The organism is Streptomyces acidiscabies (assembly GCF_020010905.1).
Taxonomy (GTDB): Bacteria; Actinomycetota; Actinomycetes; order Streptomycetales; family Streptomycetaceae; genus Streptomyces; species Streptomyces acidiscabies.
Window position 1 is genome coordinate 4,167,593 of record NZ_JAGJBY010000001.1, and the last position, 20,358, is coordinate 4,187,950.

Consider the following 20,358-nt stretch of genomic DNA (forward strand, 5'->3'; position numbering starts at 1 on the left):
CGTCTGCCGTGGGCTGCGCTATGCCGGAGGGATGAGGTATTCCGATGGCGGTGGGCTGACGGCCGAGGAGCGGGCTCGACGCGAGCAAGTCCGGCTCGCGGCAGCCGATCTGATCGAGGCGGGAGCTGGTGACGGGGAGGTGGCCCGACGGTTCAGGGTGACGCGGATGTCGGCGAACCGCTGGCGGCGGGCACTGGCCGCGGGCGGTCGCCAGGCCCTGGTCTCCAAGGGGCCGGGTGGTGCCCGCTGCAAGCTGGATACCGGTCAGTTACGGGCCCTGGAGACGGTGCTGGAAGCCGGTCCGGCCGCGTACGGCTGGAGTGACCAGTGCTGGACGCTGGCGAGGATCGCCGAGATCGTGCGCCGCCGGTTCGGTGCCGAGTACACCCTGGCCGGGCTCGACCTGCTGCTGCACCGGATCGGCTGGAGCGTGCAGATCCCGGCCCGCAGAGCCGCCGAGCGGGACGAACCGAGGATCGCCGCCTGGAAGGACGAGCAGTGGCCCGTCATAAAAAGAAGGCGGCGGACCTGGGCGCCTGGCTCTGTTTCGAGGACGAGGCAGGACAGGGCCTGAGGCCGCCCAAAGGCCGCACATGGGGCCGTCGAGGCCGCACCCCGGTCGTGAAGGTCACCGCCGCGGGCACCAAACGGGTCTCGATCGCGGCGCTGATCTGCACCAAAGACGGCCGTCGGCCACGGCTGATCTACCGCATCCACCTGGACCACGGCCCTGCCAAAGGCCGGCGCAAGGGCTTCACCGAGACCGACTACGCCCGGCTGCTGGATGCCGCGCACCAGCAGCTCGGCGGCCCCATCGTCTTGGTCTGGGACAATTTGAACACGCACGTCAGCCACACCATGCGACGACTCATCGCCGCACGGTCATGGCTGACCGTCTACCAGCTGCCGCCCTATGCCCCGGAGTTCAACCCGGTCGAAGGCGTGTGGTCGCACCTGAAGAGGTCCCTGGCCAACCTCACCAGACACAGCCTCGAACAGCTCACCACGCTGGTGAAGAGCCGACTCAAACAGATGCAGTACCGACCCGGTCTCATCGACGGCCTCATCGCCAAGACCGGCCTCGACCCCCAACCGCCGTAACCTCAGCCATTAAAGATCTCTAGCTCTGGGAAAGGACGAGTTCCTGTCGATCTAAACGGCGAGACGCTCGTCTTTTAGGGGCGCGGGGCTGTGTTTGATTTGCGGCTGCCGCCGCGTGGGCGCGACCAGCTCCAACGAGCCCGCACCCGCCCCACCACAGCACCCCCCTATTCCATAGGCGCAGTCCGAGGCCAAGGCCTCAACTCCTCCAACTGCTCCGCCAGCCGCAACAACTGCCCCTCACTCCCCGGCTTGCCGACCAGTTGAACCCCGGTCGGCACCCCGGAGGGATGCGTTCCCAACGGCACAGCCATCGCAGGCCACCCCGCCAAATTCCAGGCCGGCGTAAACGGCGAGTAACTGGAGTTGACGAGGAGATTCCGCACCCACCCCCGCTCATGCCAGGCCACAGACTTGGGCGCGCGCCGAGCAAGCGCGGGGGTCACCAACACGTCGTACTCGGCAAAGAACGGCTCGAACCGCCCCCGCAACGCCTCCCGAGCCACCCCCTTACGAACGGAACCCAGAAACCGCCGCCCCACAGCCGCATGAACCCGAGTCCGCCGAACCAACAACCGAGGATCAAGCGGCTGCGCATCAACAGCGGTCCCGGCGGTCCAGTAAGCCAAAGAGGTCGTAGCCAACGACACCGGATACGGCGGATCAGCACGCCGCACCCGATGCCCCGCCCCGCTCAACGCCCGAGCAGCCTCCCGCGCAGCGACAACGTACGGCTCACTGACAGGCGTACCGGCAACAGGACTCCGCACAGACACGGCAACCCGCAGAAACCCAGGAGACTCGGGCCGAGCAACCTCCTCATCGGCGAGGACGGACAACATGAGCCGAGCATCGCCGACCGTGGTCGCAAGGGGCCCGTTCTCGGAAAGCCCGAACCAGTCCCCGTCCCCGATACCGGCGGGAACGAGCCCGTGCCCAGGCTTGATGGTGACGAGCCCACAGTTCGCGGCCGGAATCCGCAGAGACCCCATGCCGTCATTGCCAAGGGCGATCGGCACCATCCCGGCGGCAACAGCGGCGGCACTCCCCCCGGAGGACCCACCGGCGGTACGGGAGAGATCCCAGGGGTTGCGGGAGACCCCGTGCACCCCCTCGGTAGTACCGAAGACACACAGCTCGGGCACATTGGTGAGCCCCACCACGATCGCCCCGGCGGCCCGCAGCCGAGCGACGGTGACATGGTCCTCGGCGGACGGCGTATCGGGCGTGGCGGCAGACCCGACCCGCATGGACTCACCCCGCACAGCAAGGTTGTCCTTGACGGCCAACGGCACACCGGCGAGCGGCAGTTCGGCCAGATCCCCGCGCGCCGCAAGCTCATGCGCCTCGGTGAGCGCGGCCTCCTTGCGGACGACCCGGAACGCCCCCACAGCCCCGTCGAGCCGCTCGATCCGGTCCAGATGCTCGGCGACGACCTCACGCGGGGTGGCCCGCTTCTCACGGACGGCGGCGGCGATCTCTGCGGCGGTCCGGCCGACCCAACTGGTCACGGGCGCTCCTCGGGGTGCGGGGTGTGGGAGAACTCTGCCTCCCGTGATGCGTGCACGTCGAGATCTTCCCGGAACCGGCTCGGAACCGCCTCCGGAGCAGCTCACGTCCCATCCGATCAATCGGGCACCTCCTGCCCCATTGACAGCCAACTCTCGCGGCCCGACCATTCGATACATCCGATGACCTGGGGGCCTTGCATGCGGGCTTGTCGTCAGATCCTTGGTGCCGCGACCGCGGCCCTCCTCCTCTTCGCGGCGCCGCTCCCGGCAACGGCGTCGACCGCCGCACAGCCACCGGCCACCGTGCCGGCGCTCACCAACTGGACGCCGGAGCCCGGGAGTTACACCTACGGCACCGCCACCCGCCTGATCGCCGACACCCCGGCCGAACACCGCGTCGCCACCGTCCTCGCCGACGACCTGCGCGACGCCGGACACGGCACCGTCCCGGTCGTCGACGGTGCGGCGCACGCCGGGGATGTCGTCATCGACGTCGACCCGGCCCGTACGGCTCTCGGCGCCGAGGGCTACGAGCTGCGCTCCGGCGACACCCTCGCGGTGACCGGCGCCACCGAGACCGGCGCCTTCCACGGCACCCGAACAATCCTCCAACTCCTCGCGCAGGGCGACCAGTTGCCCGGCGGCCGGACCGTCGACACACCCCGCTACCCGGAGCGCGGGGTCGGCGTCTGCGCCTGCTACATCCACATCTCCCTGCCCTGGCTGGAGAACCTCATCCGGGAGATGAGCTACCACAAGCTCAACCAACTCCTCCTGGAAATCAAGGTGAAGAGCGACGCGCACCCCGAGGCCAACACCTGGGGCTACTACTCCAAGGACGAGATCCGGCGCCTGGTCGCCCTTGGTGAGCGCTACCACGTCGAGATCATCCCGGAGATCAACTCCCCGGGCCACATGGACCCTTGGATCGAGAACCGCCCCGACCTCCAGCTCACCGACTCCAGCGGCGTGAAGCAGCCCGCCCGCCTCGACGTCACCCAGCAGGCGGCGTTCACCTACTACACGAGCCTGATCGACGAGTACGCCGAGGTCTTCCCCGCCCACGCCTGGCACATGGGCGCCGACGAGTACATGCTCGGCTCCGACTTCGCCAAGTACCCGCAGATCCTGGCCTACGCCCGCCAGAAGTACGGCGCGAACGCCACGCCCCAGGACGCCTTCGTCGACTTCGTGAACCGCGTCCAGGCGTACGCCGCCACCAAGGGCAAGCAGCTCCGCATCTGGAACGACGGCCTCACCGGCGCGAACACCGTCCCGGTCGCCCCCGGCACAACGGTCGAGCACTGGCTGAACGTCGCCGTGAAACCGAGCCAACTCATCGCCCAGGGCTACCCGTTGCTGAACGCCGCCTACGCCCTCTACCTGATCCGCGGCGGCTTCCACTCCGACACCGCCGGTCTCTACGACCAGAGTTGGGACCCGCGCAGCTTCGAGGGCGAGAAGGTCGCGTCGAGCAACGGCATCGTCGGCGCGAAGATCAGCCTCTGGCCCGACAACGGACGCGGCGAGACGGAGAACGAGGTCGCCACCGGCCTCTGGCCCGCCCTGCGCCACCTCGCGCAGGCCACGTGGGGCGACCCCCACCCCGACGCCACGTACGACCAATTCACCGCACGCGGCACGGCAGTTGGGCACGCGCCCGGCCGGCGGGACCTGACGCGCGTACCGGTCGCGAACGGCCGCTACACGCTGGGCGCGGGCGGACGCTCGTACGGGACGTACGACATCGCACGCACCGCCGACGGATACGTCACCCTCCGCGCCTCCGACGGCTGCCTCGACATCCGGGGCGGCAGGCTCACCCTCAACACCCCGCTCCAGCCCGGAGTTGTCGCGACCCGCGCGGCCTGCGACGCGAGCAGCACCGTGCAGCGCTGGGAACTCCAGCCCGTCCCCGGCGGCTATCTGCTGGTCAACGCGATCACCCGGATGACGATCAGCGCGACGTCCGACGGACGCCTCGCGCAGTACCCGCCGGACCAACAGCCGCCCACCGTATGGCAGTTGAGCTGAGGAGAGCCGATGCCTGTCTCACGCCGTGTGTTCGTCGCGTCGGCCGTCGCGGTCGTGGCGGCGGGGGTGCCGTCAGGAGCCAACGCGGCGACCCCCGCTTCCCCCGCCCCTCCCCTCCGCGCCGACCTCTCCCGCATCCCCGTCCTCCCCACCGACACCGAAGCCGACCTCGTCCGCAAAGCCTCCCAACTCCGCCCCACCGCACGGCAGATCGCCTGGCAGAGCCTGGAGCGGACCGCGTTCCTGCACTTCGGCGTGAACACCTTCACCGGCCTGGAGTGGGGGACGGGCGACGAGGACCCGAACGTCTTCCAGCCCACCCGCCTCGACACCGACCAGTGGGCCAGAGCGCTCAGAGACGGCGGCTTCAAGCTCGCCATCCTCACCGTCAAGCACCACGACGGCTTCGTCCTCTACCCGTCCCGCTACACCAACCACTCGGTGGCATCGAGCAGTTGGCAGGGCGGCCGGGGCGACGTCCTGCGCTCCTTCGCCGACTCCATGCGCCGGTACGGCCTCAAGGTCGGCGTCTACCTCTCGCCCGCCGACGAGAACCAGTACCTCCACGGCGTCTACGCCAACGGCAGTGTCCGCACCGCGCGCACGATCCCGACCCTCACGGCCGACGACGACCGCACCCCCGCCCGTTTCTGGACGCTCCCCGCCACCGACTACGGCGCCCACATGCTCAACACCCTGTACGAAGTGCTCACCGAGTACGGCCCCGTCGACGAGGTCTGGTTCGACGGCGCGCAGGGCCGCATCCCGTCCGACAAGGTCGAGAGCTACGACTGGGACAGCTGGTACACCCTGGTCCGCGACCTGGCCCCGGACGCGACGATCGCCGTCACCGGCCCCGACGTCCGCTGGGTCGGCAACGAGTCCGGGCTCGCCCGCGAGAACGAGTGGAACGTCATCCCGGTCAAGGAGAACCAGTACGGCCGCACCGACTGGGCCCTCTCCTACGACACCGCCGACCAGGGCAGCCGGACCGCGCTGGTGCGGGCCCGCCCGAACACCGGCTTCCTCCAGTGGTGGCCCGCCGAGTGCGACGTGTCGATCCGTGACGGCTGGTTCTACCACGCGGACCAACAGCCCAAGTCCGTCGCCGACCTGACGGAGATCTGGTTCGGCTCGGTGGGCCGGGGAGCGGTCCTGCTCCTCAACGTCCCGCCGGACACGGAGGGGCTGCTCCACGCGTCCGACGTCACCCGGCTGCGCGAGTTCCGCGAGCGGACCGACCGCGAACTCCCGTACGACCTGGCCCTGGACGGCCGTACGACATCCGCACCGAACCAGGTCACCGTCGAACTCCCCGCCGATACCGACGTCGACCGCATCAGGCTCGCCGAGGACATCCGCGAGGGGCAGCAGGTCGAGGCGTTCGTCGTGGAGGCGTTGCGCGGGGGCGTGTGGACGCAGGTCGCGCGGGCGGGGACGATGGGGGCGAGCCGTATCCTGCGGCTGTCCGCGCCGGTGCGGGCCCGGCAGTGGCGGGTCCGCGTGACGGGGGCGCGAGTCGCGGCGGTGCGGGTCGCGGAGTTCCGGCTGTACCGGTCGGCGGTCTGAGCTGGGGAGGTCCCATGGGTGAGGTGCGGGTGTCGGCGCGGGACTCCCTCGTACAGGTGCGGGCCGGTGACGACATCGTCGTGGAACTGCCCGAGAACCCGTCGACCGGCTACCTCTGGGAGATCACCGGCATCGAGGGTCTTGAGGTGACCGGGGACGACCATGCGTCGGCCCCGACCGGGCTGGTCGGGGCCGGGGGGAGCCGCGTCCTCAGGCTGCGCGCCGAGAAGGCGGGGGAGGGGCGGCTGGAGCTGGTGTACCGGCGGTCGTGGGAGGCGGAGGGGGAGAACGCGGGGCAGTACGCGCTACGGGTCACCGTGGTGTGACGGGCGACCCGGGCGTACCACCCGCGCTCGACCCGTCCCGCTACCAGAGATAGATCTCGTGCACCATCCCGTCCGCCTCCTCGCGGAACGAGATCGCGTGGTTGGTCTGGCGAGCCTGGGACGCCAGGGTCGTCAGCGCCGTGAACGCCCAGTCCGTGGCGTTGAAGATCTTCTTCCAGCCACCGCCCTTGACGTGGAAGTAGACGTTGCGGGTCTGGTTGATGGACCACAGGCCGTCGACGACGACGTTCTGCGTCCAGGTCCCGGTGACCGCGGTCGCGGCCTGCGCCGCCGTGAACGCCCGCAGGTCGCCGTGGAGTTCGGGTGTGACCGTGGGCCGTGCCTCACCGGCGGCGGTCTGCTCGAACCGCTGGATCATGGCGTCCCCGGCGGGCTTGCCGGACCCGGCGGACGCGCCGCCGGCCTGGCCGACGTCGACGCCGGGCGGGAGCAGGGCGGGCCGCCCGGCCTCGTCCTGGGCGGCCGAGGAGCGGACCTTCTGCGTCGCGGGCTGCTGCTTCGGCGCGGCCTGCGTGTCCTGTCGTTGCGGGCTCATCGTCGTCCCTCCGTTTCCTGTCGCGCCTGGCTCACCAGGCGTAGATCTGCTGGACGGTGCCGCTGTCCTCGTAGAGGCCGACCTTCGCGCCGTTCGCCTTGGACGCGGCGAGTTCCGCGAGCATCGCGGCGTCGGTCGCGCCCACCGCGCCGTTGAGGCTGAGCCAGCCGCGCAGTTCGCCGTACGCCCACACGTTTGCGTCGGCCTCGTTGCTCCACAGCGCGAGGATGCGCTGGTCGGGCAGCCAGTCGCGGATGACGGTGCCGAGGAAGCCGAGGGTGTGCCAGGACTCGATCGAGCACTCGCCGTACCCGATGCGGAAGAAGCCCTGCTCGCCCCAGCCGGGGCCCCAGCTGTTCTTGGCGATCCAGCACTGCTGGGCGTCGTCGTAGCCGACGAGGGTGACGCAGTGGCCGCCGGCCAGGGTGCCCGTCTTGTGGCGGTAGACGCCGCCCGCGTAGGAGAAGAAGTCCTGGTAGACGTAGAAGCAGGCGACCACGGAACCGTAGGTCGAGATCAGCTCCTTCATCGTCGCCGGGTTGTTCGCCTGCTGCCAGGAACGCGCCTTGACCAGCCGGTTCGGCCAGTCCGCGTTGAGCTTCGAGCAGTCCTGGTCGGCGGCCGTGTACGGGAAGTACGCGTCGATCGTGACGCCCGAGTCGCGCGCCTTGTCGGCGAGGGGCTCCGGCAGCCAGCCGGAGGCGCAGGTGGCGCCCGCCGCACGGCCGTAGCAGTAGTACGCCTGCGCCTCGGAGAGGTCGACGGCGAGGTTCGGCGTGCGGTTCGTGTACCGGGTGACGTGCTCCAGCGTCCCGACGGACCCGAAGGCCACGCAGGAACCGCATCCGCCCTGGTCCTTCACCGGCGTCGTGTAGTTCGCGCCGCCGACATTGCGCAGGTCGAAGGCGCTGGGCGCGCCGACCGAGTCGGCGGTCGCGGCGAGGGCGGCGGCGCGGTCGCTCTGCCGGGCACTCTCGGCGGCGGCGGCCTCGTGCTCCTGGACGGGGACACCGAGGCGGATCACCCGCTGGCCCTCGGTGAGGGAGGTCATGCTGGTGACGGCCATGCGCCACGGGTTGCCCGCGTCGTCGAGCACCGACCTGAGGTGGCCGAGGTCGAGCGGGTCGTTGACAGGCATGGTGGAGCCTCCTTGCTGCTGTGGAACACGAACCGGGAAGCACGAAGCGGCATATGGACGCGCCTCGGTGACGGTTCGTCAGGATGTCGTGCCGGAAGGAGAGAGGCGGGCACGTGCGCCTCGACAGATCGATGACTCGCGGCTCGATTCCGCGTCAGTGTCTGTGCGTTCTCGTGTTGGCTTGCACAGCCGAACCCCCGAATGCGATGACAGCCCCTGAAGTCTGTACGGCGCCCCTCGGGCGGCCGTCGGCTGTCAAGACGCAGCTAAGCAGAGAACGGGGGGTCCGGGAATACGCCGGAATGCGGAGCCGGAAACGGGGTGGACGGGCCCCGCGTTGCGGAGCGGCACCTCTCCCTTACGGCAACCGCTTTCGGAAACCGGCCTGCCGAATGTTCCCCCGAGGTCGTTCCCTCAGGCCCCCAACTGTGCCCGCAGCCACTGCTCCACCTCACCCACGTGCGCGGCGGCAGCCGCCCGCGCCGCCTCCGGGTCCCGCGCCTTCAACGCCCGGTGGATCGCGGCGTGTTCACGCCGGGTGCGGTCGAAGGCGCCCTCTTCCTCGTAGCCGCGCCAGACGCGGGCGCGGAACGTGCGCGAGGACAGGCCCTCCAGGATCGCGGCCATCGTCTCGTTCCCGGCGGCGACCGCGATCGCCCGGTGGAAGGCGAGGTCGTGCGCGAGGATCACCTCGGGGTCGTCGGTCGCGTTCATCGCCGCCAAGTGCTCCTCGACCTCGGCGAGTTGGGCGTCGCTGATGCGCGCCGCCGCAAGGGCCGTCGCCGTCGACTCCAACACCCGCCGCACTTCGAGGAGTTCCACGAGACGCGCCCCCCGCGAGAGGTCGGCGACGACACCGAACGTCTCCAGCAGGTCCCCGGCGTCCAGTGCGGTGACATAGATCCCGGACCCGTGCCGCGCCTCCAGCACCCCGAGGACGGTGAGCGCCCGGATCGCCTCCCGCATCGAGCTGCGGGACATCCCGAGCTGCGCGGCGAGGTCCCGTTCGGTCGGCAGCCGCTGGCCCGGCTCCAGGAGCCCCTCCGCGATCATCGCCTTGATCCGCTCGATGGCGCGCTGCGTCACCGTGCCCTGCCGCGGGGCGGTCCCCGTACTCTCGTCCACCGTCGTCCTCCCGAAGCCGTGCGGGGAGTCTAGCGACCGAAGTGGTCGGACCACTCTGCGAGAAAATCCGGACTGAACCGCTTCAAGGGGTGTTCGGAACCGAAATTGGTCTGATAAATATGCAGGGTCACTGCACCCGGCGCATCGCGCGCGCCCGCCCGAAAGGGGTCCCGTGAGCCCACGCATCACCGCCGTCGACACCCATGACATCCGCTTCCCCACCTCGCGGGAGCTGGACGGCTCCGACGCGATGAACCCGGACCCGGACTACTCCGCCGCATACGTCGTCCTGCGCACGGACGCCGGGGACGGCCACGAGGGACACGGCTTCACGTTCACCATCGGCCGGGGCAACGAGGTCCAGGTCGCCGCGATCGACGCCCTGCGCGCGCACGTCGTCGGCCGGGACGTCGCCGAGGTCTGCGCGGACCCCGGAAGCGTCAGCCGCGCCCTGATCGGCGACAGCCAGCTCCGCTGGCTGGGACCGGAGAAGGGCGTGATGCACATGGCGATCGGCGCGGTCGTCAACGCCGTCTGGGACCTCGCCGCCAAACGCGCCGCCAAGCCCCTGTGGCAGCTCCTCGCCGACGCCGAACCCGAGTGGCTCGTCGCCCAGATCGACTTCCGCTACCTCACCGACGCCCTCACCCCCGCCGAGGCCCTCGACCTGCTGCGCCGGGGCAAGGAGGGCGCCGAGGAGCGCCGTACGCGGCTGCTGGAGCGCGGCTATCCCGCGTACACGACGTCCGCCGGGTGGCTCGGGTACGGCGACGAGAAGCTCGCGCGGCTCGCCGCCGAGGCCGTCGCGGACGGGTTCACGCAGATCAAGCTGAAGGTCGGCGCCGACCTCGACGACGACGTACGCCGCTGCCGGGTCGCCCGCGACGTGGTCGGCCCCGGCATCCGGATCGCCGTCGACGCCAACCAGCGCTGGGACGTCGAGGAGGCGATCCGCTGGACCAACGCGCTCGCCCCCTTCGACCCGTACTGGATCGAGGAGCCGACCAGCCCCGACGACATCCTCGGCCACGCGGCCGTACGGCGCGGCGTCGCGCCCGTGAAGGTCGCCACCGGCGAGCACGTCCAGAACCGGATCGTCTTCAAGCAGCTCCTCCAGGCCGGCTCCCTCGACGTCCTCCAGCTCGACGCGGCCCGCGTCGGCGGGGTCAACGAGAACCTCGCGATCCTGCTGCTCGCGGCCAAGTTCGGCGTCCCCGTCTGCCCGCACGCGGGCGGCGTCGGACTGTGCGAACTCGTCCAGCACCTCTCGATGTTCGACTTCGTCGCGCTGTCGGGGACGACCGACGACCGGGTCATCGAGTATGTGGATCATTTGCATGCCCACTTCCTTGATCCGGTGGTCATCAGGGAAGGTCACTACATGGCACCGACCACGCCGGGCTTCTCCGCCGCCATGCGGCCGGAGTCCCTCGCGCGCTACCGGTTCCCGGACGGTGCCTTCTGGCTCGCGGACCTGAAGGAGAACGAGGCGGCATGAACGACTTCGAGGGGCTCACGGCACTGGTCACGGGCGGCGCCTCCGGCATCGGCCGGGCCACCGCCGACCTGCTGGCGGAGCGCGGCGCACGCGTCGCCGTGCTCGACCTCGACCCGTCCGGCGTCGACAAACCCCTGCTCGGCCACCAGGCCGACGTCTCCGACGACGCCTCCGTGCGCGCGGCGATAGAGGCCGCCGTCACCGACCTCGGCGGCCTCGACATCCTCGTCAACAACGCGGGCATCGGCGCCCAGGGCACCGTCGAGGACAACGACGACACCGAGTGGCACCGCGTCTGGGACGTCAACGTCGTCGGCATGGTCCGCGTGACCCGCGCCGCCCTCCCACACCTGCGCGCCTCCGCCCACGCGGCGATCGTCAACACCTGCTCGGTCGCCGCGACCGCCGGACTGCCCCAACGGGCCCTGTACAGCGCGACGAAGGGCGCGGTGCTGTCGCTCACCCTCGCGATGGCCGCCGACCACCTCCGCGAGGGTATCCGCGTCAACTGCGTCAACCCCGGTACGGCGGACACCCCTTGGGTCGGCCGCCTCCTCGACGCCGCCGACGACCCGGCCGCCGAACGCGCCGCCCTGGAGGCCCGCCAGCCGTCCGGGCGACTGGTCAGCGCGGCCGAAGTCGCCGCCGCCATCGCCTACTTGGCGAGCCCGCTCGCGGGCGCGACGACCGGCACGTCCCTCGCGGTGGACGGCGGGATGCAGGGGCTGCGGCTACGGCCGGTGCAGCAGTGAGCGGGGGAGTCCCTCGGCCGTCGGGCGCCGACCGGCCCGGGACGAACCGCCTGGGCCGCACCGACACCGAGGTCACCGGCCTCGGCTTCGGCGCCGCAGGCATCGGCAACCTCTTCGCGCCACTCACCGACGAGCAGGCCACCGAGGCGGTAACCGCCGCCTGGGACAAGGGAATCCGCTACTTCGACACGGCCCCCCACTACGGCCTCGGGCTCTCGGAACGCCGCCTCGGCCTGGCCCTGCGCGACCGCCCGCGCGCCGAGTTCACGATCTCGACGAAGGTCGGCCGCCTCCTGGAGCCCGCCGAGGCAACCGGCGACGACCTCGCCGACGGCTTCGCGGTCCCGGGCTCCCACCGCCGCGTCTGGGACTTCAGCGCCGACGGCGTACGCCGCTCCCTGGAGTCCAGCCTCGAACGCCTCAGCCTCGACCACGTGGACGTCGTCTACCTCCATGACCCGGACGACCACGCCGACCAGGCGTTCCACGAGGGGTACCCGGCGCTGGAGAAGCTCCGCTCCGAAGGGGTCGTGGGAGCGATCGGCGCCGGTATGAACCAGACGGCGATGCTCACCCGGTTCGTGCGGGAGACGGACGTCGACGTCGTGCTGTGCGCGGGGCGTTACACGCTCCTCGACCGCAGCGCCCTCACCGACCTCCTTCCGGCCGCCGAGGAGCGAGGCGTGTCCGTGGTGATCGGCGGTGCCTTCAACTCCGGTCTGCTGGCGGACCCGAAGCCCGGCGCCACCTACAACTACACCGCCGCGCCCCAGGAGTTGCTGGACGAGGCACTGCGCCTCAAGGCGGTCGCCGACCGGCACGGGATCACGCTGCGGGCCGCCGCGCTCGCGTTCTGCGCCGCGCATCCGGCGGTCGCGAGCGTGCTCGTCGGCGCGCGGTCGGCGGCCGAAGTCGTCGACGGGGCCGACCAGTTCGCGGCTCCGGTGCCGGACGCCTTCTGGAAGGAGGCCGGGCTGTGAGGATCGCCCTGCACACCACGGTCCGTGCCGACCGGGTCGCGGAGTACGACGCCGCGCACCGGGAGGTTCCCGTCGAACTCACGGACGCCATCCGTGCCGCCGGGGCCAGTTCCTGGACGATCTGGCGCAGCGGCACCGACCTCTTCCACGTCCTGGAGTGCGAGGACTACGGGCGCCTGCTCGCCGAGCTGGAGAAGCTGCCGGTCAATGTGGCGTGGCAGGCGCGGATGGCGGAGCTGCTCGACGTCGTCCACGACTACTCGGACGAGGGGGCGGACGCGGGGCTGCCGGTCGTCTGGGAGCTGCCGTGAGCATCGGCATTGACCTGGAGGCTCTGTGATTGTCGACGCCCACCACCACGTGTGGGACCTCTCGGTGCGCGACCAGGACTGGATCCCCGAACACAGCCCCCTGAGACGGGACTTCACCCTCGCCGACCTCGCCCCCGAGGCGCGGGCGGCGGAGGTCGACCGGACGGTGCTCGTCCAGACGGTCACCGTCGCCGAGGAGACCCCCGAGTTCCTCGCCCTGGCCGACGCGCACGACCTCGTCGCGGGCGTCGTCGGCTGGACCGACCTCACCCACCCCGGCATCGCCGAGGAGCTGGCGCGGCTGCGCGAACTGCCGGGCGGGGCCTACCTGAAGGGCATCCGGCACCAGGTCCAGAGCGAGTCCGACCCGGGCTGGCTCCAGCGCCCCGACGTCCGGCGCGGCCTGCGCGCGGTCGCCGAGGCCGGGCTCGTGTACGACCTGGTGGTCGTCCCGCACCAACTCCCCTCCTGCGTCAGGGCCGTCGGCGAGCACGAGGACCTGGTCTTCGTCCTCGACCACCTCGGCAAGCCCGCCGTAGCCTCCGGCGTCCGGGGCACCTGGGAGTGCGACATCCGCGCCTTCGGCTACCACCCCAACACGGTCGGCAAGCTCTCCGGGCTGGTCACCGAGGCCGGTGCGGGGTGGCAGGCGGCCGATCTGCGGCCGTACGTCGATGTCGCGCTGGAGTCCTTCGGCGTCGACCGGCTGATGTTCGGGTCGGACTGGCCGGTGTGCACGGAGGTCGCGAGCTATGCGCAAGTCCTCGCGGTGGCCGAGGAGTTGACCGACCCGGGGGACCGGGACGCGATCTTCGAGGAGAACGCCTTCCGGGTCTACGGCCTCTGATCCAGGCGGGTCGGCGGGAGGAACTCGCGGACGTAGGTGCGGTGCCAGCAGGCCCGCGTCCGTCTCAACTCCCGCCAGTCCGTGTAGCGGTAGCGGAAGATACGGGCGCGGACATAGCGCGGCGGCCGGTCGAAGGGGGCCCGGCGCAGGAGCTTCAGCGTCGCCGGGTCGCCCTCCAGGAGGCGTTCGACCAGGACCGTGAACCAGGTGCCCGCGTACGCCGGGGACAGGCCGACGAACCACAGCATCCAGTCCAGGCGCAGGTGGTAGGGCGCGAACTGGCGGGGCCAGCGTGTCGGATGGCCCGGCTTGCCCTTGAACTCGTACTCCCGCCAGCCCTGTTGCTCGTGGGGGACCTCGTCGAGCGTGCCCTCGATCACCACCTCGTACCGGGTGCGGCTGACGCTGCCGAAGGCGCCGTAGGAGTTGACCAGGTGCAGGGGGTCGAAGGAGCGGTTCATGACCTGGCGGCGGGAGAGCATGTTGCGGACGGGGTGGCGGCTCAGGAACAGGAGCAGGGCGGCGACGGTGAGTACCAGGGCCTCGTACCAGAGGGGTGGCGCGGGGAACTCCCGGTGATCCGAGGGGGGTTCGATCACCGACAGGGCCAGGGTGATCGTCAGCCAGTTCAGCCAGGCGAAGTTGCCCGACAGGACCAGCCAGAGCTGCGTCAGGATCATCAGCGAGGCCGCCGCCGTCGCCACCGGCTGCGGTGTGAACAGGAGGAACGGGACGGCGAGTTGGGTGAGGTGGTTCGCCGCCGCCTCCACGCGGTGGACCGGGCGCGGGAGGTGGTGGAAGAACCAGCTCAACGGGCCCGGCATCGGCTGGGTCTCGTGGTGGAAGTCCAGGCACGTCAGCTTCCGCCAGCACGCGTCGCCGCGCAGCTTGATCAGGCCCGCCCCGAACTCGACGCGCAGCAGCAGCCAGCGCAGCAGGAGCAGCACCGGTACGGGCGGGGCGACGTCGTCGTTGCCGAGGAACACCGCGAGGAACCCGGTCTCCAGGAGCAAGGACTCCCAGCCGAAGCCGTACCAGGTCTGGCCGACGTTCACGATCGAGAGGTACAGGGCCCAGGGGAGCAGCCACAGCAGCATCGCCGCCCACAGGGGGAGCAGCGAGTCCACGCCGGTCAGTAGGGCGGCCGACAGCGCGCAGCCCGCCCAGGCGCAGGCCCCGAAGTACCGGTCCGAGTAGTGGAGTTGGAAGAGGCTCGGGGCCCTGCGGAACGGGACGCGGGCGGTGAAGCGGGGGATGGGGAGCAGGCCGCGTGTCCCCAGCAGGGCGCGGAACTGGAGGGCGGCGGTGAGGAACGCGAACAGGTAGACGCAGGCGAGGGCGCGCTGGAAGAGGAGACGGCTCAGCCAGGCGGCGTCCGAGGTGAACCAGTCCATGACCGTGACTCTCGGTGGTGGATTTATCCGCTTGTGCGACTCTTGTCGCTCTCCCAGTCGTGAAACCCCCTAAATCCTGTCACAGTGGGCGCATGCCGGACGACTGGCCCGCGCGCCCGGACCGGGTCCTGGCGCTCAACCGTATGGGCAGCTTCGAGTGGGACCTGGACTCCGGGCGGTTCCTCATGGACGCGCGGGCCCACGAGATTTTCGACCTGCGGCCCGACGAATACGACGGGAACCCGGCGTCGCTGGTCGTGCGGGTGCCGAGGGCGGAGGGCGAGCGGCTGGACGCGCTGGTCGCGCAGGCCATCAAGGACGGCAGCGAGAACTACGGCTGCTACTTCCGGTTGCAGCGCCGCGACGGCACCCTGTGCTGGACCCACACGCAGGGCCACATCAGCCGCGACGACACGGGCCGCCCCCGCCGCATCGTCGGCATCGTCCGCGACGCCACCCAGGAGCTGGACGACCTCGCGCGCCGCTGGGAGGAGACCGCGCGGGACGACGCGCGCCGGGAGCAGACCAACGTCGTCCAGCTCACCACGGCCGCGCTCGCGCACGCGCGGACCGTGCAGGACGTCATCGACGTCCTCAAGGACACCCAGGGCCTCACCCATCTGGGCGCCACCAGCCTCGTCATGGGCCTCGTCGAGGCGGGCCGCATCCGGCTGGTCGCGGAGGGCCCCGAGGGCAGCTTCGTCCCCGGCACGCTCGTCACCCGCATCGACGAGCCGTACCCGATGAGCGAGGTCGTCCGCACGCTCACCCCGCGTTTCATCGAGTCCCCGGAGGAGTTCGCGACCAGCTACCCCGTCCTGTGGCCGCACCTGCGCGACCTGCGGATCACCTCCGCCGCCTACCTCCCGCTGATCGTCCAGGCCCGCCCGATCGGCGCGATGGGCCTGCTCTACAGCGACCGGCACGGCTTCACCCCCGAGGAGCGCAACATCCTCGTCGCACTCGGCTCCAGCATCGCGCAGAGCCTCCAGCGCGCCATGTTCTACGAGCAGGAGAAGGACATCGCGCAGGGCCTCCAGCAGGCCATGCTGCCGCGTACGATCCCCAGCGTCCCCGGCGCCGAGATCGCCGTCCGCTACCGCGCCGCGACCATCGGCGGCTCCCTCGGCCGCGACATCGGCGGCGACTGGTACGACCTGATCCCGCTGCCCGGGGGCAAGGTCGGCGCGGTCATCGGCGACGTCCAGGGCCACGACACGCACGCGGCGGCGGTGATGGGCCAGCTCCGCATCGTCCTCAAGGCGTACGCCTCCGAGGGCCACCCCCCGGCCACCGTCATGGCCCGCGCCTCGCTGTTCCTCCACGACCTCGACACCGACCGCTTCGCGACCTGCCTGTACGCCGAGACCGACCTCGTCACCGGCGTCGTCCAGGTCGTCCGCGCGGGCCACATCGACCCCCTGCTGCGCGCCGCCGACGGCACGTGCCGCCGCCTCTCCGTCCCGGGTGGCCTGCCGCTCGGCCTCTCGGCGGAGTTCGGCGGCCTCGCGTACCCCGTCAGCACGCTGGAACTCGACCCCGGCGACCTGCTCCTCCTGTGCACGGACGGCCTCGTCGAACAGCCCGGCATCGACCTCGACGACGGCATGCGCATCCTGACGGCCCTGGTCGCCGACGGCCCCGACGACGTCCGCGCCCTCGCCGACCGCCTCATCGAGGTCGCCGAGGACCGGGAAGGGGACGACGACGTGGCGCTCCTGCTCCTGCGCCGCCGCTGCCTCGACACGCCCCGCGCGGGGGGCCGCCTCCAGCAGCACGTCGCGCCCGGCGACCCCGACGCCCTCGTGCAGGCCCGCCACATGATTCGCGCCGCCGTCCACGCCTGGGGCGCCCACACCCGCGCCGACGACGTGGAACTCACGGCCGACGAACTGATCACCAACGCCCTGATGCACACGGAAGGCGCGGCGGTCGTCACGCTGCGGGTGGTGCTGGCCGACCCGTCACGCCGGCTGCGGGTCGAGGTGGAGGACACGTCCAGCGCACTCCCGCGCCGCAGGGAGGCGGGGGAGGCGGGCGTGACGGGCAGGGGCCTGCTGCTGGTCGACCTGCTCGCGGACGCGTGGGGGGTGGAGGCGCGGGGCGGCGGCAAGTGCGTGTGGTGCGAGTTCGCACTGCCGGAGCCGGGGTGACCGGACGCCCCTCGCCGTGCCACCCGCACCCCCCGGTGGCACCCTGGACCCATGCCCGAGCTGCCCGAGGTCGAAGCCCTCAAGGACTTCCTCACCGAGCACCTGGTCGGTCACGAGATCGTCCGGGTGCTCCCCGTCGCGATCAGCGTGCTGAAGACGTACGCCCCACCCCTGACCGACGTCGAGGGCCACGAGGTCGTCGCGGTACGGCGGTACGGGAAGTTCCTGGACGTCGAGACGGCGGGCGGCCCGCATCTCGTCACCCACCTCGCCCGCGCCGGCTGGCTGCACTGGAAGGACCGGCTCCCCGACGGCATGCCCCGCCCCGGAAAGGGCCCGCTCGCGCTCAGGGTCGCCCTGGAGACGGGCGCCGGGTTCGACCTCACCGAGGCCGGCACCCAGAAGAAACTCGCGGTGTACGTCGTACGCGACCCCCAGGACGTACCCGGTATCGCACGCCTCGGCCCCGACCCGCTCGCGGACGACTTCGACGAGGCGCGTCTCGCGGCGCTGCTGGCGGGGGAGCGGCGGCAGCTCAAGGGCGCGTTGCGCGACCAGAGCCTCATCGCGGGCGTCGGCAACGCCTACAGCGACGAGATCCTGCACGTGGCCCGCATGTCCCCGTTCAAACTGGCGGCCTCGCTCACGCCGGGGGAGACGCACGTGCTGTACGAGGCGCTGCGCACCACCCTGACCGACGCCGTGGAGCGCTCACACGGTGTGGCCGCCGGGCGGCTCAAGGCGGAGAAGAAGAGCGGCCTACGCGTGCACGGCAGGACCGGCGAGCCGTGCCCGGTGTGCGGGGACACGATCCGCGAGGTCTCCTTCAGCGACTCCTCGCTCCAGTACTGCCCGACCTGCCAGACGGGCGGCAAGCCCCTGGCCGACCGCAGGATGTCCCGGCTCCTCAAGTAGCCGCGGCTCACTTCCCGGCCGGGATCCGCAGCAGCGTCTTGTTGTCGTCGCTGCGCACGTCGTAGAACGCGACGTCCTGCGTGTGCATCGCCGTACCCCCGTGCATCGTGTTGGGCCGCGCGTCGTGATCGGGGACCATCCACCCGGTCGCCGTCTCCTCGCTGCCGTCCCGCCCGACGATGACGAGCCGGCAGTGGCGCGGCCCCGACCCGTCCTTCACCTGGAGCTCGATGTCCGCGCCCCACGTCTTGTCGGCGGCCGTCACCTGCGCCCACACCCCGGACTTCTGGTCGGTCGCGGCGATCCGCACCTCGCTGCTCGCCACGGCCTCCTCGCTGCCCCTGCCGCCGACCGCCATCATCAGCGCGGGCCCGGTCAGCGCGACGACGACGGACGCGGCCAGCCCGTACAGGAACCGGCGGCGCATCGCCCGGCGCCGGGTGATGACCTGGTCGAGGAGCTTGTCCAGGAGCCGGGGCCCGGGACCGGCGAAGGGGTGCACCGAGCGCGGGGTAGCGCGCCGGTACAGCATCAACTGCCGTGTCGCCGGACCGAATTCCGTGACCTGAGCCGCGCACCGAGGACACTCCATGAGGTGGTCCTCGAAGCGGAAGGCTTCCGCTTCGTCCAGGACACCGAGCGCGTACGCGCCGACGTCCACATGCTGTTCCAGGGACCTCATCGCCGAATCCTCGTGCCGTTGGGTGCGGTTGGGGTTACTCCTTGCTCCCACCGGTACGCACCCGGCTCCGGAATCACTCAAGGGGTGTACAGAATCGTGACCCAGATGTTCGGAGCCGTCGCGCGGGCGGATTGGTCGGATCGGAAAGTTTTTTGCGAGGGGCCCGGCCCGGCTAGAAAAGGTGGATCGCCAAGTGACCCAGCGGCAAGCCGAGTTGCCACGCCGGAGTCCACACCTTCGGCCCTTCGTCCTCCCCGATCCCGGCCACCGCACCGCCGCCCGGCACCGCGTTGAGGTCCGGCGCGAGGAGCTCCGTCTCCTCCAGCCACCGCCACGCGTCCTCGGCGAGCCGCAGGTCAGGCGAGTCCAGCCCCGACTGCACGACGCGCGCGGTGAGTTGGGACATCCGTTCGCCCACCCAGTCCTGCCACGGCTGGTCGTACGCGGTCAGCGAGAGCCACGTCTCCAGCTGCGTCACGACCCGGATGCCGGGGAGTTCCCCGTCGGTGTCCGACAGGAAGATGGTGAGCGCCAGCGCGTCGCGCCCGGCGCGGAACTCGAACGACGTCGGCGGCATCAGGTCGCCGGTGCGCAGCAGTTCGTCGGCGATGTACTCGGCGTACAACCAGGCCATGGGGACGGTCAGTTCACCGTCGTCGGACCCGTCCGTGCCGTGATGATCTCTGTCCAGCATCCCTCGCAGCCTTCCCTCCGGTGTGCCGTCGCCCGTCGCCGGGCCCCCAGTCCGGAACACGGATGGGAACAGCCGATTACTCAACCGGGGTCTCAGGCAAGGCGCTTTACGGAGGTTTGACTCTGCGATCGGTTTCAGCGCAGGTCGGCCGCATAACCCGGAAGGACCCGGCGCAGGGCACGCAGCGCGTAGAACGCGCGGGACTTCACCGTACCGGGCGGGATCCCGAGTACTCCGGCGGCCTCCGCCACACTCGCACCCTGGAAGTACACCAGCACCAGGACTTCACGGTGTTCGGGAGTGAGAGTCTTCACAGCCTCGCGGACGTCCAGCGCCGCCGCCGCGCGCTCCGCGTGGTCCGCGCAGACGGGCGCGTGTTCGAGTATCGCGTCCCCGACCTCCGCAGGCCGCGCCTGCCGCGCGCGCCGAGCGTCGATCGCGAGCCGCCGCCCGACCGTCATCAGCCAGGGCCGCACCGAGTCGAAGTCGTCCGCGCGCAGCGCCTCGGGGTGCTGCCACGCCCGCACCAGCGTCTCCTGGACGAGGTCCTCGGCGCGCTGCCGGTCACCGTCGCTCAGCCGCAGCAGCAGCGCGAAGAGGGGCCGCCCGTGTTCCCGCTGGAGCGCGGCGAGTTCATGCTCAGCGGTCGTCTTCGGCTGCGTGAGTGTGGCGGTCATGGCCGTTATGGCACACCGGCGTCGTCACTCAGCGACAGGGCGCGTACAAACATCTGCGACGGACGGTCGATCGCGTCGACGAACGGTTCGACGAA

19 protein-coding genes are annotated in these 20,358 nt (G+C 70.9%); 11 read left to right on the forward strand and 8 right to left on the reverse strand.

The window, feature by feature from the left end; translation table 11 throughout:
* Positions 1-31: 31 nt before the first annotated feature.
* Positions 32-1,101 (forward strand): IS630 family transposase gene (locus J8M50_RS50400; RefSeq protein WP_422397533.1). Its coding sequence is split into 2 segments (ribosomal slippage): positions 32-518 and positions 518-1,101, totalling 1,071 coding nucleotides; the frame shifts between segments, so codons are not numbered across the junction.
* A 167-nt stretch (positions 1,102-1,268) separates the two neighbouring features.
* Here J8M50_RS50400 and J8M50_RS19260 read toward each other — a convergent pair.
* On the reverse strand, positions 1,269-2,612 hold the full coding sequence (locus tag J8M50_RS19260) for an amidase (RefSeq protein ID WP_010357217.1): 1,344 nt from the start codon (positions 2,610-2,612) through the stop codon (positions 1,269-1,271).
* Positions 2,613-2,792: 180 nt separating this feature from the next.
* Between J8M50_RS19260 and J8M50_RS19265 the strand changes: the two genes are divergently transcribed.
* The 3 genes from J8M50_RS19265 to J8M50_RS19275 are packed head-to-tail and all read left to right on the forward strand — an operon-like array spanning position 2,793 to position 6,541.
* Positions 2,793-4,646, forward strand: coding sequence for a glycoside hydrolase family 20 protein (locus tag J8M50_RS19265; protein ID WP_029184303.1), 1,854 nt, complete (start codon positions 2,793-2,795; stop codon positions 4,644-4,646).
* Between the two features lie 9 nt (positions 4,647-4,655).
* Positions 4,656-6,215: an alpha-L-fucosidase gene (locus J8M50_RS19270; protein ID WP_010357215.1), complete on the forward strand. Its 1,560-nt coding sequence runs from the start codon at positions 4,656-4,658 to the stop codon at positions 6,213-6,215.
* A gap of 14 nt (positions 6,216-6,229) precedes the next feature.
* Positions 6,230-6,541, forward strand: a complete 312-nt coding sequence (locus J8M50_RS19275; protein WP_010357214.1) for a protease inhibitor I42 family protein — start codon at positions 6,230-6,232, stop codon at positions 6,539-6,541.
* Between the two features lie 40 nt (positions 6,542-6,581).
* On the opposite strand, the gene J8M50_RS19280 is transcribed toward J8M50_RS19275, so the two are convergent.
* The 3 genes from J8M50_RS19280 to J8M50_RS19290 all read right to left on the reverse strand — a co-directional run bounded on the left by J8M50_RS19280 (position 6,582) and on the right by J8M50_RS19290 (position 9,360).
* Positions 6,582-7,097 (reverse strand): hypothetical protein, encoded by a 516-nt coding sequence (locus J8M50_RS19280; RefSeq protein ID WP_010357213.1) that lies wholly within the window; start codon positions 7,095-7,097, stop codon positions 6,582-6,584.
* A gap of 31 nt (positions 7,098-7,128) precedes the next feature.
* Positions 7,129-8,235, reverse strand: a complete 1,107-nt coding sequence (locus tag J8M50_RS19285) for a C1 family peptidase (RefSeq protein WP_010357212.1) — start codon at positions 8,233-8,235, stop codon at positions 7,129-7,131.
* A gap of 414 nt (positions 8,236-8,649) precedes the next feature.
* Complete coding sequence (locus tag J8M50_RS19290) at positions 8,650-9,360, reverse strand: FadR/GntR family transcriptional regulator (RefSeq protein ID WP_010357211.1); 711 nt, start codon at positions 9,358-9,360, stop codon at positions 8,650-8,652.
* Positions 9,361-9,532: 172 nt separating this feature from the next.
* Here J8M50_RS19290 and J8M50_RS19295 point away from each other — a divergent pair, with 172 nt between their 5' ends.
* The 5 genes from J8M50_RS19295 to J8M50_RS19315 are packed head-to-tail and all read left to right on the forward strand — an operon-like array spanning position 9,533 to position 13,748.
* Complete coding sequence (locus J8M50_RS19295; RefSeq protein WP_010357210.1) at positions 9,533-10,858, forward strand: L-fuconate dehydratase; 1,326 nt, start codon at positions 9,533-9,535, stop codon at positions 10,856-10,858.
* Positions 10,855-11,610: an SDR family NAD(P)-dependent oxidoreductase gene (locus tag J8M50_RS19300; protein WP_010357209.1), complete on the forward strand. Its 756-nt coding sequence runs from the start codon at positions 10,855-10,857 to the stop codon at positions 11,608-11,610. Before J8M50_RS19295 ends, J8M50_RS19300 begins: the two co-directional genes overlap by 4 nt.
* Positions 11,607-12,590, forward strand: a complete 984-nt coding sequence (locus J8M50_RS19305) for an aldo/keto reductase (RefSeq protein WP_010357208.1) — start codon at positions 11,607-11,609, stop codon at positions 12,588-12,590. The genes J8M50_RS19300 and J8M50_RS19305 overlap by 4 nt, the downstream gene beginning before the upstream one ends.
* On the forward strand, positions 12,587-12,901 hold the full coding sequence (locus tag J8M50_RS19310; RefSeq protein ID WP_010357207.1) for an L-rhamnose mutarotase: 315 nt from the start codon (positions 12,587-12,589) through the stop codon (positions 12,899-12,901). Before J8M50_RS19305 ends, J8M50_RS19310 begins: the two co-directional genes overlap by 4 nt.
* Before the next feature lie 25 nt (positions 12,902-12,926).
* The gene (locus J8M50_RS19315) at positions 12,927-13,748 is read left to right on the forward strand and encodes an amidohydrolase family protein (protein ID WP_010357206.1); all 822 of its coding nucleotides are present in this window, start codon (positions 12,927-12,929) and stop codon (positions 13,746-13,748) included.
* Here the strand turns inward: J8M50_RS19315 and J8M50_RS19320 are convergent.
* The gene (locus J8M50_RS19320; RefSeq protein WP_010357205.1) at positions 13,736-15,142 is read right to left on the reverse strand and encodes a lipase maturation factor family protein; all 1,407 of its coding nucleotides are present in this window, start codon (positions 15,140-15,142) and stop codon (positions 13,736-13,738) included. The genes J8M50_RS19315 and J8M50_RS19320 overlap by 13 nt on opposite strands.
* A gap of 92 nt (positions 15,143-15,234) precedes the next feature.
* On the opposite strand from J8M50_RS19320, the gene J8M50_RS19325 reads away from it, so the two are divergent.
* Positions 15,235-17,295: a SpoIIE family protein phosphatase gene (locus J8M50_RS19325; RefSeq protein ID WP_010357204.1), complete on the forward strand. Its 2,061-nt coding sequence runs from the start codon at positions 15,235-15,237 to the stop codon at positions 17,293-17,295.
* Positions 17,296-17,346: 51 nt separating this feature from the next.
* The gene (locus J8M50_RS19330; RefSeq protein WP_010357203.1) at positions 17,347-18,210 is read left to right on the forward strand and encodes an Fpg/Nei family DNA glycosylase; all 864 of its coding nucleotides are present in this window, start codon (positions 17,347-17,349) and stop codon (positions 18,208-18,210) included.
* 7 nt (positions 18,211-18,217) lie between these two features.
* Here J8M50_RS19330 and J8M50_RS19335 read toward each other — a convergent pair whose 3' ends face one another.
* The 3 genes from J8M50_RS19335 to J8M50_RS19345 form a co-directional block, all read right to left on the reverse strand.
* Positions 18,218-18,892 carry a zf-HC2 domain-containing protein gene (locus J8M50_RS19335; RefSeq protein WP_010357202.1) on the reverse strand — a complete coding sequence of 225 codons (675 nt, stop codon included), beginning with the start codon at positions 18,890-18,892 and terminating at the stop codon, positions 18,218-18,220.
* A 172-nt stretch (positions 18,893-19,064) separates the two neighbouring features.
* On the reverse strand, positions 19,065-19,586 hold the full coding sequence (locus J8M50_RS19340; RefSeq protein ID WP_010357201.1) for a hypothetical protein: 522 nt from the start codon (positions 19,584-19,586) through the stop codon (positions 19,065-19,067).
* A 134-nt stretch (positions 19,587-19,720) separates the two neighbouring features.
* Entirely contained in the window at positions 19,721-20,263 is a 543-nt protein-coding gene (locus J8M50_RS19345) for a sigma-70 family RNA polymerase sigma factor (protein WP_010357200.1), read from the reverse strand.
* Between the last annotated feature and the right edge of the window lie 95 nt (positions 20,264-20,358).

Coding starts and splice junctions, on each gene's coding strand:
- J8M50_RS19335 (WP_010357202.1), bottom strand. CDS start 18,892: ATGAGGTCCCTGGAACAGCATGTGGACGTCGGCGCGTACGCGCTCGGT.
- J8M50_RS19265 (WP_029184303.1), top strand. CDS start 2,793: ATGACCTGGGGGCCTTGCATGCGGGCTTGTCGTCAGATCCTTGGTGCC.
- J8M50_RS19275 (WP_010357214.1), top strand. CDS start 6,230: ATGGGTGAGGTGCGGGTGTCGGCGCGGGACTCCCTCGTACAGGTGCGG.
- J8M50_RS19345 (WP_010357200.1), bottom strand. CDS start 20,263: ATGACCGCCACACTCACGCAGCCGAAGACGACCGCTGAGCATGAACTC.
- J8M50_RS19280 (WP_010357213.1), bottom strand. CDS start 7,097: ATGAGCCCGCAACGACAGGACACGCAGGCCGCGCCGAAGCAGCAGCCC.
- J8M50_RS19325 (WP_010357204.1), top strand. CDS start 15,235: ATGCCGGACGACTGGCCCGCGCGCCCGGACCGGGTCCTGGCGCTCAAC.
- J8M50_RS19300 (WP_010357209.1), top strand. CDS start 10,855: ATGAACGACTTCGAGGGGCTCACGGCACTGGTCACGGGCGGCGCCTCC.
- J8M50_RS19330 (WP_010357203.1), top strand. CDS start 17,347: ATGCCCGAGCTGCCCGAGGTCGAAGCCCTCAAGGACTTCCTCACCGAG.
- J8M50_RS19340 (WP_010357201.1), bottom strand. CDS start 19,586: ATGCTGGACAGAGATCATCACGGCACGGACGGGTCCGACGACGGTGAA.
- J8M50_RS19270 (WP_010357215.1), top strand. CDS start 4,656: ATGCCTGTCTCACGCCGTGTGTTCGTCGCGTCGGCCGTCGCGGTCGTG.
- J8M50_RS19285 (WP_010357212.1), bottom strand. CDS start 8,235: ATGCCTGTCAACGACCCGCTCGACCTCGGCCACCTCAGGTCGGTGCTC.
- J8M50_RS19320 (WP_010357205.1), bottom strand. CDS start 15,142: ATGGACTGGTTCACCTCGGACGCCGCCTGGCTGAGCCGTCTCCTCTTC.